This is a genomic window from Thauera propionica (assembly GCF_002245655.1).
Lineage (GTDB): Bacteria > Pseudomonadota > Gammaproteobacteria > Burkholderiales > Rhodocyclaceae > Thauera > Thauera propionica.
The window spans coordinates 161,291-173,829 of the sequence record NZ_NOIH01000002.1 but is presented as its reverse complement, the minus strand read 5'-3'; the positions used below and the strand labels follow the sequence as shown (position 1 = coordinate 173,829).

At 69.4% G+C, this 12,539-nt stretch carries 15 protein-coding genes; 2 read left to right on the top strand and 13 right to left on the bottom strand.

Features of this window, described 5'->3' with window-relative positions; all coding sequences use genetic code 11:
- Positions 1-13 precede the first annotated feature (13 nt).
- The 9 genes from CGK74_RS01230 to hypA form a co-directional block, all read right to left on the bottom strand.
- Positions 14-664 (bottom strand): amino acid ABC transporter permease, encoded by a 651-nt coding sequence (locus CGK74_RS01230; RefSeq protein ID WP_094266699.1) that lies wholly within the window; start codon positions 662-664, stop codon positions 14-16.
- A 180-nt stretch (positions 665-844) separates the two neighbouring features.
- Positions 845-1,648, bottom strand: coding sequence for an amino acid ABC transporter substrate-binding protein (locus tag CGK74_RS01225; protein WP_094266697.1), 804 nt, complete (start codon positions 1,646-1,648; stop codon positions 845-847).
- A 136-nt stretch (positions 1,649-1,784) separates the two neighbouring features.
- Positions 1,785-2,381, bottom strand: a complete 597-nt coding sequence (locus CGK74_RS01220; protein WP_165770029.1) for a YXWGXW repeat-containing protein — start codon at positions 2,379-2,381, stop codon at positions 1,785-1,787.
- 275 nt (positions 2,382-2,656) lie between these two features.
- A complete protein-coding gene (gene hypE / locus CGK74_RS01215; protein ID WP_094266693.1) occupies positions 2,657-3,718 on the bottom strand; it encodes a hydrogenase expression/formation protein HypE in 1,062 nt (353 codons plus the stop codon).
- On the bottom strand, positions 3,715-4,890 hold the full coding sequence (gene hypD, locus CGK74_RS01210) for a hydrogenase formation protein HypD (RefSeq protein ID WP_094266692.1): 1,176 nt from the start codon (positions 4,888-4,890) through the stop codon (positions 3,715-3,717). Before hypD ends, hypE begins: the two co-directional genes overlap by 4 nt.
- A complete protein-coding gene (locus CGK74_RS01205) occupies positions 4,887-5,147 on the bottom strand; it encodes a HypC/HybG/HupF family hydrogenase formation chaperone (protein ID WP_094266690.1) in 261 nt (86 codons plus the stop codon). Before CGK74_RS01205 ends, hypD begins: the two co-directional genes overlap by 4 nt.
- 2 nt (positions 5,148-5,149) lie before the next feature.
- The gene (locus CGK74_RS01200; protein WP_165770028.1) at positions 5,150-6,445 is read right to left on the bottom strand and encodes a Kae1-like domain-containing protein; all 1,296 of its coding nucleotides are present in this window, start codon (positions 6,443-6,445) and stop codon (positions 5,150-5,152) included.
- The gene (gene hypB / locus CGK74_RS01195; protein WP_094266688.1) at positions 6,442-7,398 is read right to left on the bottom strand and encodes a hydrogenase nickel incorporation protein HypB; all 957 of its coding nucleotides are present in this window, start codon (positions 7,396-7,398) and stop codon (positions 6,442-6,444) included. The genes CGK74_RS01200 and hypB overlap by 4 nt, the downstream gene beginning before the upstream one ends.
- Positions 7,399-7,451: 53 nt before the next feature.
- Positions 7,452-7,793: a hydrogenase maturation nickel metallochaperone HypA gene (gene hypA / locus CGK74_RS01190; RefSeq protein WP_094266686.1), complete on the bottom strand. Its 342-nt coding sequence runs from the start codon at positions 7,791-7,793 to the stop codon at positions 7,452-7,454.
- A gap of 125 nt (positions 7,794-7,918) precedes the next feature.
- Here hypA and CGK74_RS01185 point away from each other — a divergent pair, with 125 nt between their 5' ends.
- Together CGK74_RS01185 and CGK74_RS01180 are read left to right on the top strand one after the other, a co-directional pair.
- Positions 7,919-8,905 carry an META domain-containing protein gene (locus tag CGK74_RS01185; RefSeq protein ID WP_094266684.1) on the top strand — a complete coding sequence of 329 codons (987 nt, stop codon included), beginning with the start codon at positions 7,919-7,921 and terminating at the stop codon, positions 8,903-8,905.
- 115 nt (positions 8,906-9,020) lie between these two features.
- Positions 9,021-9,695 carry an Lcl C-terminal domain-containing protein gene (locus CGK74_RS01180; RefSeq protein ID WP_094266682.1) on the top strand — a complete coding sequence of 225 codons (675 nt, stop codon included), beginning with the start codon at positions 9,021-9,023 and terminating at the stop codon, positions 9,693-9,695.
- Between the two features lie 9 nt (positions 9,696-9,704).
- Here CGK74_RS01180 and nusB read toward each other — a convergent pair whose 3' ends face one another.
- From nusB to CGK74_RS01160, 4 genes are read right to left on the bottom strand one after another with little or no spacing between them, the layout of a single operon-like run.
- Positions 9,705-10,208, bottom strand: a complete 504-nt coding sequence (gene nusB / locus CGK74_RS01175; RefSeq protein ID WP_094266680.1) for a transcription antitermination factor NusB — start codon at positions 10,206-10,208, stop codon at positions 9,705-9,707.
- On the bottom strand, positions 10,205-10,708 hold the full coding sequence (gene ribH, locus CGK74_RS01170) for a 6,7-dimethyl-8-ribityllumazine synthase (protein WP_094266678.1): 504 nt from the start codon (positions 10,706-10,708) through the stop codon (positions 10,205-10,207). The genes nusB and ribH overlap by 4 nt, the downstream gene beginning before the upstream one ends.
- Before the next feature lie 19 nt (positions 10,709-10,727).
- Complete coding sequence (gene ribBA, locus CGK74_RS01165) at positions 10,728-11,816, bottom strand: bifunctional 3,4-dihydroxy-2-butanone-4-phosphate synthase/GTP cyclohydrolase II (RefSeq protein WP_094266676.1); 1,089 nt, start codon at positions 11,814-11,816, stop codon at positions 10,728-10,730.
- Between the two features lie 60 nt (positions 11,817-11,876).
- Positions 11,877-12,491, bottom strand: coding sequence for a riboflavin synthase (locus CGK74_RS01160; RefSeq protein ID WP_094266674.1), 615 nt, complete (start codon positions 12,489-12,491; stop codon positions 11,877-11,879).
- Between the last annotated feature and the right edge of the window lie 48 nt (positions 12,492-12,539).

Genomic DNA, 12,539 nt, shown 5'->3' with positions numbered 1-12,539 from the left:
CACCGTTGCGGGCTCAGTCATAGACGGCATGGCGTTTCTCCAGGCGCTGGAACAGCCAGGTCAGCACCAGCGTCATCAGCAGGTAGAAGCCGGCGGCGACGATGAAGGGGGTGATCGTGAAGTCGCGCTGCACGATGCCGCGCGCGGCGCGCAGCAGGTCGTTGAGCGCGAGCACGTAGATCAGCGAGGTGTCCTTGACCAGGGTGATGGTCTCGTTGCTCATTGGCGGCAGGATGCGCTTGACCACCTGCGGCAGCACGATGCGGCGCATGGTCTGGCTGTAGCTGAACCCCAGGACCTTCGCGCCTTCGTACTGGCCGCGGTCGATGGACTGGATGCCGGCGCGGAAGATCTCGGCGAAATAGGCGGCGTAGTTCAGCGCGAAGGCCACGATCGCTGCCGGGAAGTCCGGCAGGCGAATGCCGATCACCGGCACGAAGGGCAGCGCAAAGTAGATGAACAGCAGTTGCAGCATCAGCGGTGTGCCGCGCATCAGCCAGATGTAGCCATTGACCGCCTGACTGGCGACGGTGAAGCGCGAGATGCGGATCAGCGCCAGCGCCAGGCCGAGCGGCACCGCCAGCGCGAGCGTGATGAAGAAGAGCTTGAGCGTGACCAGCGAGCCTTCGGCGAGCGGGCCGAGGATGCTGAGGATGTAGTCCATGAGCGGACTCCGGGAAGTGCGCGGGGCGCGAAGCCGGCGGGGCGGTGAGCCCGGTCGCGAGTCCGGAAGCGGCGATCGCGGCGCCGGCAAAAAATGCGGCGCCGTGTCAGGCGCCGTGCAGCGTCAGGAAGGGGCGCAGGCGTACCGGATCGGGCACGCCCTGCGCGACTCCGGGGCGGCTTACTTGATGATGTCCTTGCCGAACCACTCGGTCGAGATGCGTGCGGCGCTGCCGTCGGCCTTCATGTCGTCCATCGCCTTCTGCAGCCTGGCCAGCAGCTCGGTGTCGTCCTTGCGGGTGCCAACGCCGTATTCCTCGGTGCCGAAGTGGTCATCGAGCACCACATACTCGCCGGGCTTCTTGGCGGTGTAGTAGCGGCCCACGACTTCGTCCAGCACCACGGCGTCCAGGCGACCGGTGGTCAGGTCCATCAGCGCGGTGACGTTGTCGCCGAACTTCTTCAGCTCCTTGAAGGAAGCCGCGATCGGGTCCTTCTGCACCGCGTCGATCGCGCTGCTGCCGTCCTGGATGCCGATGACCTTGTCGGCGAGGTCGGCCTTGGTCTTCACCGCCGAGTTGGCCGGCACCACGATGATCTGGTGGTTCTCCATGTAGGCGGTGGTGAAGCCGATGTTCTTCCGGCGCTCTTCGGTGATGGTGAGGCCGTTCCACAGCGCATCGACACGCTTGCCGTTCAGTTCGGCCTCCTTGGCGCTCCAGTCGATCGGCTTGAACTCGACCTCGATGCCGAGGCGCTTGGCAGCTTCCTTGGCGAGGTCGATGTCGAAGCCGACGAGTTCGTTCTTCTCGTTGCGGAAACCCATCGGCGGGAAGTTGTCGTCGAGGCCGATGACGATCTTCGTGGGGGCCGCGGGCGCAGGGGCGGCGGTTTGCGTGGCCGGCGCGGTTTCGTTCTTGCCGCAGCCGGTGAGCAGGACGCAGGCGGTGAGGGAGAGCAACAGCAGCGAGGAAAGTTTCTTCATGGTTTTGCCTGAGCGGGTCAAGAAGGCGCGCAGGATGGGCACGCCGGAACGCGGTACCGCGGGTGGCGGCACCAAAGGCGTGATTCTCGCTGCGATGCGGCAACTGAGCAACCTCGCCGACGCCCGGCACGGGCGATCAATCGGCGCGGATCGACTGCATTTGCGTGCGCCAGTCAGGTCTTGCGTCCCGCCTGTCATCGTCGCGGTCGCGATCCCGAATGAGGCGCGGTGAGTCGCGTCGGTCGTCGCGCTTTTCACCGCGCGGTTCGCGGCGCTCGCCGGCCGTGACCGGGCCATCGCCGCGGTTGCGCGAGGCGCCGAGCAATGCTGGCGTGCGCACCTCGCTGCGTTGTCGTGTGCCGTCGGCGTCGCGATCACGATCGCGGCTGAAGCTGTCGCGCGACCCGGATGGCGAGCGGTCACGTTCGCGGGCACGATCACGGTCATCACTGCGGCGCTCTTCGCGCCAGTGAGACCTGCGATCGTCGTCGCGGCCATGGTCACGATCGCGAACAATCGGTCGCGGATGCGCGTGCGGCGGGCGCCAGTAGCCGGGCACCCAAACCTGGCGCGCACCGACCCGGTTCCAGTAGCCGTCGATCCAGACGTAGCCGACCGCCGGCGGGTAGCCGCGATACTCCACGCGCGGCGTCGAGGTGATGATCACCGTCTCGTCGCCGTAGCCGTAATAGACGTCGCGGTGTTCCCGGACTTCGTAGCGTTCGGCGGGCACGACTGCGCATCCGCCCAGTGCCGCGCCGGCGGCGAGGGCAAGGGGCCACAGTCGGAATGGAAAGCGCATCGCATCGTCCTTTGCACGTCGGCTGGAGGCGGGCGCCGGGGCGATCGCCCCGGCCACCCGGTCCAAGCCTCCCTGCTGTCTCGGATCGAACGATAGGCCGACTCGTCGCCCTTGTGTGTATCGCGCGGTAATGAGTTGTAAGGCGGCATGATGCCGCGACGGACCTGGCGTCCACGGCGGGCCGGGCCGCCGGTCTCGCGCCCGTTTCAGCAGATCCGGGGGAGTTGCTCGCCGGCGAGCCAATCCACCATCCGCCGCCCGCCGACGCCGGTGCGCAATTGCACGAAATGCTGCGGGTCGGCGGTGATGATGCCGATGCGCGCCGCCTCGCTGCCGAGCGGATGGGCGCGCATTGCGGCGAGCAGGGCATCGGCGTGTTCGGGCGCGCACAGCGCTACCAGCTTGCCTTCGTTGGCGACATAGAGCGGATCGAGCCCCAGCAGCTCGCAGGCCGCCCGCACCTGCGGCGACACCGGGATCGCCACCTCGTCGAGTTCCATGCCCACCCCCGATTGCGCGGCGATCTCGTTCAGCGTGGTCGCCAGGCCGCCGCGGGTGGGGTCGCGCAGCACGCGGATCGCGTCGGCAGGCGCGGCCGCGTACAGCGCCTCGACCAGGCCGTTCAGCGCCGCGCTGTCGGAGACGATCTCGGAATCGAAGGCGAGCGATTCGCGCTGCGCCATTATCGCCATGCCGTGCTCGCCGAGGCGTCCCGACACCAGCACCACGTCGCCCGGCCGCGCCCGTGCGCCGCCCGGGTCGCGCCCGGCGGGCAGGGCGCCGATCCCGGTGGTGGTGATGAACACGCCGTCGCCCTTGCCCTGCTCGACCACCTTGGTGTCGCCGGTGACGACCTGGACGCCGGCCGCGCGCGCGGCGGCGGCCATCGATTCGACGATGCGGGCGAGATCGGCGAGTGGATAGCCTTCCTCCAGGATGAAGCCGGCTGCCAGATACAGCGGGCGCGCGCCCATCACCGCGAGGTCGTTCACCGTGCCATGCACCGACAGGCTGCCGATGTTGCCGCCGGGGAAGAACAACGGGCTCACCACATGGCCGTCGGTCGACATCACCAGGCGCTCGCCCGGACCCGGGGCAGGCAGCACCGCGCCGTCATCGCCGCGTTCCAGGTAGTCGTTGGCCAAGGCGCGCGCGAACAGTTCGGTGACAAGCTGCGCCATTGCGCGTCCGCCTGCGCCGAAGGCAAGGTCGACGCGACCCTTGCGCAGGTCCAGCGGGCGGGCGTAGCCGGGTTTCACGGTGCTCATGCGGTTTCCTGGTTCCGGGACGCGGCTGTGTCGGTGACCTGCACCGGCACGTCGCGAAAGCGCCCGTAGTTGTAGTGCGCGGCGCAGGCGCCCTCGGAGGACACCATGCACGAACCCATCGGCGTCTCGGGCGTGCACACGGTGCCGAACAGCTTGCAGTCGATGGGGGCCTTCACCCCGCGCAGGATGGCGCCGCATTCGCAGGCCTTGTTGTCCGGCACGGGCGTGTAGTCGAGGCCGAACTTCGTTTCGGCATCCCAGGCCGCGAAGGCAGGACGGATGCGCAGCGCCGAATCCGGCAGCGTACCCAGTCCGCGCCATTCGAAGCTAGCACGCGGCTCGAAGACTTCCGCGACCAGAGCCTGGGCCTTGAGGTTGCCGTCACGGGTAACGGCGCGGGTGAATTCGTTTTCCACTTCGGCGCGGCCGGTATTCACCTGGCGCAGCAGCATCAGGATGGCCTGCATGACGTCAAGCGGCTCGAAGCCGGCGATGACCACCGGCTTGCCGTGGGTCGCGGCGAAGGCCTCGTAGGGCCGGCTGCCGATGATCGTCGACACGTGGGCCGGTCCGATGAAGCCGTCGATGTGCACCGCCTGCGGGGCGTTGCCGCCGGGCGGCTCGAGGATGGCGGCGATCGCCGCAGGTGTCAGCACGTGGTTGCAGATCACGCTGAAGTTGGCGAGACCCTGTTGCGCGGCCTGGCGCAGCACCAGCGCGGTGGGCGGCGTGGTGGTCTCGAAGCCGATGGCGAAGAACACCACCTCGCGTCCGGGTTCGCGCTGGGCCAGTGCGAGCGCGTCGGCGGCCGAATACACCATGCGCACGTCGGCACCAAGCGCCTTCGCCTTCAGCAGCGACAGGCCGTCGGACGCGGGCACGCGCAGGCAGTCGCCGTAGGTGCACAGGATGACCCCGGGGCGCGACAGCGCCAGCCGGATCGCCATGTCCACGCGGCCGATCGGCAGCACGCAAACCGGGCAGCCGGGGCCGTGGATCATGCGCAGCGTGGGCGGCAGCAGGTCGGCGATGCCGTAGCGCGACAGGGTGTGGGTGTGGCCGCCGCAGAACTCCATGAAGGCGTAGTCGCGGCCGGTGCCGGCCTCGTGCGCGATCGCGCGCGCCAGGCCGGCGGCAAGCGCCTGGTCGCGGAACTCGTCGACGTACTTCATTGCGGTGTGGCCGTGTCGTCCTGCGCGAAGGCTGTGGCCGGATCGAGCCCGGCCTCGGCGAACAGCGCCAGCGTCTGCGCGGCTTCCTCGGGGTCAAGCTTCGTGAGCGCGTAGCCCACGTGCACGATCACGTAGTCGCCGACGGCCGCACCGTCGATCAGCGCGAGCGAGATCTCCTTGCGCACGCCGCCGAGCTCCACGCGGCAACGGTCGCCGTCGAGCAATTCGACGATGCGGGCGGGAAGGGCGAGACACATGTTCAGGTTTCCTTGGCAGCGAGTTGGTTCAGGGCGACCCAGGCCTGGCCCAGCGCGAGGCCGGCGTCGCCCGGCGACAGGCGTCGTGCGCCGAGCACCTCGCAGCCCAGGGCCGGCAGGCTGGCGTGCAGTGCAGCGGACAGCAGGCGATTGTGCAGGCAACCGCCGGACAGCACCACCGTGTCGCAGCCCGTGAGGCGGCGTGCCGTGGCGACCCATTCGGTCAGTGCGGCGGCCAGCGCGGCGTGGAAGCAGGCCGCGCCCCGCCCGGCATCGGGCTCGTCGGCGAGGCGCAGCAGCAGGGGGTGCAGGTCGAGTTGCAGCCTGACGTCGGGTGGCAGCGCGCCGATCGATGGTGAGGCTTCGGATGAGGGATCCGCGGGCCCGTGCGTTACCGTCACCTGCGCGATCCGCCAGTCGTCAGGCGAGACGGCGGGCGCGGTGCTGCGGGCGGCGAGCTGTTCGAGGGCGATGGCGGCCTCGGCCTCCGTCTGCATTACTTCGCACAGCCCGAGCAGGGCGGCCGCGGCATCGAAATGACGACCCAGGCTGGAGGTGGCCGGGCACAGGGCTGGGCGCGCGAGGACCTGGCCGAGCATCGCTGCTGCCGGCTGAGTGGCGAAGCGGCCCGCGATCTCGTCGCCGCGGCCGCAGGCGTGCAGCAGGGCGGCGGCCATGCGCCAGGGTTCGCGTGCGGCGCGGTCGCCGCCTGGCAGGCGCAGCGGACGCAGGTGGCCGAGGCGCACGAAGTGTGCGCCGGCGACCCACAGCAGTTCGCCGCCCCAGGCTTCGCCGTCGGTGCCGAGACCGACGCCGTCGAGCGCGAGGCCGAGCACCGGGCGCGCATCGAAGCGTGCGTGCTCGGCAAGCACCGCGGCGACGTGGGCGTGGTGGTGCTGCACGCCGATCGCCGGCACCCCCAGCCGCGCCGCGAGCGCGGCGGCGACGTGGGTGGAGTGGAAGTCCGGGTGGAGGTCGTGGGCAACGGCGCGCACGCGGCCATCCGCCTGCGCGAGCAGCGCTTCGGCAGCCGGCTCGACGCCGCGGCAGGCGTCGGCGTTGTCGAGGTCGCCCAGATTGGGGCCGAACCGCGCGCGATCGCGTTCCAGTAGGCAGGCCGCGTGCTTGAACCAGGCGCCGAGCGCAAGGATGGGCAGGGGGTGTCCGTTGCCGGCGAGCCCTTCGGTGAAGCGGATCTCCGGGCCTGGCGCCAACTCGCCTCCGCCGCTGGCCGGTGCCGGCGTCACGACCGGGTTGCTGTGGGGCGGCCGCGGCTGTGGATCGGGCTGGCCGCTCATGCCCGTCGCGCCGACGCGTGTGCGGCAGCCAGGCCGGCGTCGATCCACGCCAGCCATTCGTCGATGCCTTCGCCGCTGGTGGCCGAGCTGCGGATCACGCGCAGCCGCGGATTCACCCGCAGCGCGTAGTCGATGGCGCGTGCGGTATCGAAGCGGAGATAGGGCAGCAGGTCCACCTTGTTGAGCAGCATCAGGTCGGCGGCGGCGAACATGTCCGGGTACTTCAGCGGCTTGTCCTCGCCCTCGGTGACCGAAAGGATCGCGACCTTGTGCGCTTCGCCGAGGTCGAAGGCCGCCGGGCAGACCAGGTTGCCGACGTTCTCGATCAGCAGCAGGCTGCCATCGGCGAGCGCCATGCGCGGCAGCGCACGGGCGACCATGTCGGCATCGAGGTGACAGCCCTTGCCGGTGTTGATCTGCAGCGCGGGTGCGCCGGTGGCGCGGATGCGCTCGGCGTCGAACTCGGTCTGCTGGTCGCCCTCGATCACCGCGGCCGGCACGCGTCCGCCCAGCGCCTGCAGGGTGCGTACCAGCAGCGAGGTCTTGCCTGAGCCCGGGCTCGAGACCAGGTTGAGCGCGAAGATGCCGCGCGCCCGCAGCCAGGCGCGGTTCTCGGCGGCGCGGGCGTTGTTCTTGCCGAGGATGTCGCGCTCGATCTTCAGCATCTGCCCCTGGCTCAGGCCGGGGGCGTGCGCCCGCGCGGGGCCGGTGCCGAAGTCGAGGTGGTGATGGCCGGGCTGGGCGGTTGTCTCGCCAGCCGCAGCGATCCGCGTTGCCGTGGTGGCGGATGCGCTCCCGGACGGGGGCGCGGCGTCTGGCCTGGCGGTGGTGTCAGGGCCGGCGAGTGGTCGCCAGGCGCGTGTCGCGCCCGGTCCCGGGCGCGCCGACGTCTTGCCGCCACCGAGCGCGCCAATGCGTGTTTCTCCTGTCCCGCAACCACACACCGTACACATGGTTCCACTTCCCTCCGTTCGGTTTGCCCGCCGCCCGGCAACCGATGCCCCGTTCAGTCCACGTCCAGCGCCTTGACGCGCATTTCGTCGCCGGCGGTCACGTCGAGCTGATAACTGCCGCAGTGCGGGCACGCCTCGTAGCGCGCATGCATCGGTGCCGCCGTCGCGCAGACCGGACACCAGCCGGCTCCCGCGATGGGCTCCACCACGATCGAAGCGCCTGCGGCCGGCGTGTCCTGCAGCACCACGTCGAGGCAAAAGCGCAGCGCCTCGACCTCGACGGTCGCGAGTTCGCCGATTTCGAGGATCACGCGGCGGACCCTGCCGAAGCCGTTCGCAGCCGCCGCATCCTCGATGATGCTGCGCACGCCTACGGCCAGGGACATCTCATGCATGGGGCTTCTCCTCCTGGCTCGAGCTTACCGCTACGCGGTGGCAGGTGTAAGCATTGTCCGCGACAGCGGGTCCGGGTACGCGAAGCGGATAGAATGCGCGGACACGTTTTTCCACCCGGATCCCCATGTCCTCGATCTCCCGTTGCCTCCTGCCGAGCACTGCGGCCGTCGTGCTGTCCGGCTGCTCCTTGTTCGGTTCTTCGGCCCCCTCGACGCCTTCCGCGGGTCGGGCTGCCGTGCTCGAACTCGATCCGCAGCCGCCGGTCAGCTTCCGCTGCGGCCAGCGCGTCGCGAGCCTGCGCCACTTCGGCGAGCTGGCGACCCTCAGCGTGGACGGCCGCAACTGGACGCTGCGCCCGGAGCGCACCGCCTCGGGCATGCGGATGGTGTCGGTGGATGAGGACGACACCGAGATCTGGGTGAAGGGCAACGCTGCGCGCCTGCGGTTGGACGGCGCGGAACAGCCCGAGTGCCGGATCGAGGGCGCGAAGCCGCTGTTCCGTGCGGTTGGTAATGAGCCGGGCTGGCGGCTGGACATCGGCGCGCAGGGTATGGAACTGCTTGCGGATGGCGGCGAACTGCGCGCGTTTGCGGCCGGGCCGCTCGTCATCGATACGTCTGGACAGCGCAGCTACCAGGGCATTACGGCCGGTGGCGAACTCGTTGCGCTGGTGATCGACGGTCTCTGCCAGGACAGCATGAGCGGCATGCCGCATCCGAAGGTGGTCGAGGTGCGTTGGCAGGACCGCGTGCTCAAGGGCTGCGGTGGCGACCCGGCAGCGCTGCTGCAAGGCGAGCCCTGGCAGGTGAACGACATCGACGGCAACCGGGTGCAGGACCCGGCGCGTTTGACGCTGGCCTTCACGGTCGACGGGCGGGTCGCCGGCATCGCGGCCTGCAACCGGTATACGGGCAGTTACGCGCTGTCGGGCGAAGGCCTGCGCCTGTCACAGCTGGCGGCAACGCGGATGGCCTGCGCGCCGGCGCTGATGGACGAGGAGCAGCGCTTCATGTCCGCGGCGGCGCGTGTCCAGGGTTTCGCCCTGACTGCGAACGGTGTGCTCGAGCTGAAGGCCGGTGACCGCGTCGTGATGCGGGCCCGACGCAACTGATGCCTTGACGTTCCACCGCCCCGCTTTGCCACGATTCCGCGTACGATCGCCTGCCCGGCGCTGTGCGCCCCAATCCAATGCCACCCGCACTCGTGAGGCGGCCGATGGAGAAGCAATGCCCCTGTTCCAGAACTCCCGTCTTTCCGTCCTGACTGCCGCGCTGGCCGCGGGCTTGCTCGCTGCCTGTAGTTCCGATGCACCGTCGACCGCGCCCGGGTTTGTTTCGCCAGAGATGCTGGCTGCGGCCGAAGCGACGCATCAGCAGGCGCTGCGGGGTGTGGATGAGCGTGAGCAGACCTTCACCGCGCGTTTCGAGCTGCGCGAGGATGGGACGGCGGTGGATGGGACGACCGGCCTGACCTGGATGCGCTGCACGGTCGGCCAGGCCTGGCAGGGCGGCGTGTGCGCCGGCGAATCGACGCTGATGAGCTGGGACAAGGCGCAGAAGGCGGGGGAGGAGATGGTCTTTGCCGGCCACGCCGACTGGCGCCTGCCCACCCGCGATGAACTGGCGGGACTGATCTACTGCAGTTCGGGCATGCGCCGGGCGCCGGACCCCGACGGCGTGCCGGGGAGCTGCGAGGGCGGTTTCCGTGCCCCGACGCTGCTCGTCACGGTGTTCCCGAACGCGCCTGCGCACAAGTACTGGTCGGCGACGCCGGACGAGCGCTACCGCTTCGCGGCCTGGGGCGTGTCCTTCTACAACGGCGCGACTGGCATCGGCACGCACACCGACTACGTCAATGTGCGGCTGGTGCGCGGCACCGCCACTCCGGCGCCGCGACAGTAGGCGCGCGGTTCAGCTGCGGCCGGCACGGGCCGCGGCGACCTCCTCGGGGCGCAGGCGGGCGGCGAGCTTGTCGAGCACGCCGTTGACGAACTTGTGGCCGTCGGTGCCGCCGTAGCCCTTCGCCAGTTCGATGGCCTCGTTGATCACCACGCGGTAGGGCGTGTCGATGTTGTGGCGCAGCTCGTGCGTGCCCAGCAGCAGGATCGCGTGCTCGATCGGCGACAGCTCGACCACCGGACGCGACAGCAGCGGCTCGAAGCAGCCGCGCAACTCGTCGGCACTGCCGATGGCGCCGCGCAGCAGGCTGACGAAGAGCTCGCGGTCGGTCTTGTCGAGGCTCTCGCTTTCCGATTCGAGGTGGCGCTGCACGGTGGCCATCGTGTTGCCCGACAGCAGCCACTGGTAGACGCCCTGCAGCGCGAGTTCGCGCGCGCGGCGGCGTGCCATCTTGCTCGTCGGGTTGGGGGTGCCGGCGCCTTCGGGCGCCGGGCTGGTGTTGTCCATGTCGCTCATCGCACCACCTTCAGCAGGTTGGCCATTTCCACGGCGGCGCGGGCGCAGTCGGCGCCCTTCTCGCGCATGCGCGCGATCGCCTGGTCGTCATCTTCGGTCGTCAGCACGCCGTTGGCGATCGGCAGGCCGGTGTCGAGACCGACACGGGTCACGCCCGCGCCCATCTCGTTCGAGACCAGTTCGAAGTGGTAGGTCTCGCCGCGGATCACCGCGCCGAGCGCCACCAGTGCGTCGTACTTGCCGCTCTTCGCCATGGTCTGCAGCACCAGCGGGATCTCCAGCGCGCCCGGCACGGTGACGATGCGGATGTCGCTGCGCGCGACGCCGAGCTGCAGCAGCTCGTCGGTGCAGGCCGACAGCAGGCCTTCGCAGATGTCGAGGTTGAAGCGCGCCATGACGATGCCGACGCGCACACCGGCACCGGCGAAGTTTGGGTCGATCTCGTCAATGCCGTCGTAGCGGGCGCCCTGGCGGGCGTTTTCGGGTTGGTTGCGTTGCATGCGGTTCTCTGTGATTCGGTCAGTTCTTGTCGACGAAGCCGGTGATTTCGAGCCCGAAGCCGGTCATGCTCGGAATCTTGCGCGGACTGGCGAGCAGACGCATCTTGCCGACGTTCAGCGTGCGCAGGATCTGCGCGCCGACGCCGAACAGGCGCGCGTCCCACTTCACCGGGCGGTCCTGGGTGCCGTTGAGGTTGGCGAGCAGCTCGCGGCCCGACATCGGGCGGTAGAGCAGCACCATCACGCCGGCTTCGGCCGCCGCAAGGGTCGCCAGCGAGTCGTTCACCGGGAAGCTGTGGCGGCCGCTCGCCGGGTCGAGGAAGTCGACCACCGAGATCGGCTCATGCACCCGCACCAGGGTCTCGCGCCCGGGCACGATATCGCCCCGCGACAGGGCGAAATGCACGTCGCCCGAGGTCTTGTCCTCGAAGGCCGACAGCGTGAAGCGGCCGTGCGCGGTGTCGACCTCCTTCTCGCTGACCTTCTCGACCAGATGCTCGGTGGCGGCGCGGTATTCGATCAGGTCGCGGATGGCGCCGATCTTGAGGCCGTGCGCCTTGCCGAACTCGATGAGATCGGGCAGGCGCGCCATGGTGCCGTCGTCCTTGAGGATCTCGCAGATCACCGCGGCCGGCTCCAGCCCGGCGAGATGTGAAAGATCGCAACCGGCCTCGGTGTGGCCGGCGCGGATCAGCACGCCGCCTTTCTGCGCGGTGAGCGGGAAGATGTGGCCGGGGGTGACGATGTCCTCGGGCTTGGCGTGGCGGCCGACGGCCACCTGCACGGTGCGTGCGCGGTCGTGGGCTGAGATGCCGGTGGTGACGCCGGTGGCAGCCTCGATCGACACCGTGAAAGCGGTGCCGTGCGGGGTGCGGTTGTCGCGCACCATCTGCTGCAGGCCGAGCTGGCGGCAGCGCTCGTCGGTGAGCGTCAGGCAGATCAGGCCGCGGCCGTGCTTGGCCATGAAGTTGATTGCTTCCGGCGTGACGAATTCGGCCGCCATCACGAGGTCGCCCTCGTTCTCGCGGTCTTCCTCGTCCACCAGGATGACCATGCGGCCGGCCTTGATGTCGGCGATGATCTCGGTAATCGGCGCGAGTGCGCTCATGCTGTGTCCTTTGTCGATGTTCTTGCGGGCGTTCTGACGACCCGTTGCGGTGTGCGTGGTTCAGCCCTGCGCGGCCGCTTCCTCGCTGCGCCAGGCGAGCATGCGCTCGACGTAGCGCGCGATGAGGTCGATCTCGAGATTGACCTTGCTGCCAGCCTGCAGGTGCTTGAGGTTGGTCATCGCCACGGTGTGCGGGATCAGGTTGATCCAGAAGTCGCGGCCCTCGACGCGATTCACCGTGAGGCTGACGCCATTGACGGTGATCGAGCCCTTCTTCGCGATGTAGCCGGCGATGGCTGCCGGGGCGCGGATCACCAGCTCGTGGCTCTCGCCCACAGGGGCGAACTTCACGACCTCGCCCACGCCGTCGACGTGGCCGGTGACCAGATGCCCGCCCAGGCGGTCGGCCAGGCGCAGCGCCTTCTCCAGGTTCACCTCGTTGCCCACCGCGTCGAGGCCCACGGTGCAGTTCAGCGTCTCGCGCGAGACGTCGTACTTGAGCCTGAGGCCGTTCATCTCGACCACGGTCAGGCACACGCCGCTGTGCGCGACGCTGTCGCCGACGATGACGTCGGACAGGTCGAGGCCGTTGGTGTCGACGGTGAGGCGGATGCCATCCGCGAGCGGCTCGATATGTTCGATGCGGCCGACGGCCGCGACGATGCCGGAGAACATGAAGGGTTTGAACCGAAAGGGGAAAGGCGGGATTGTAGGGGAAAAACC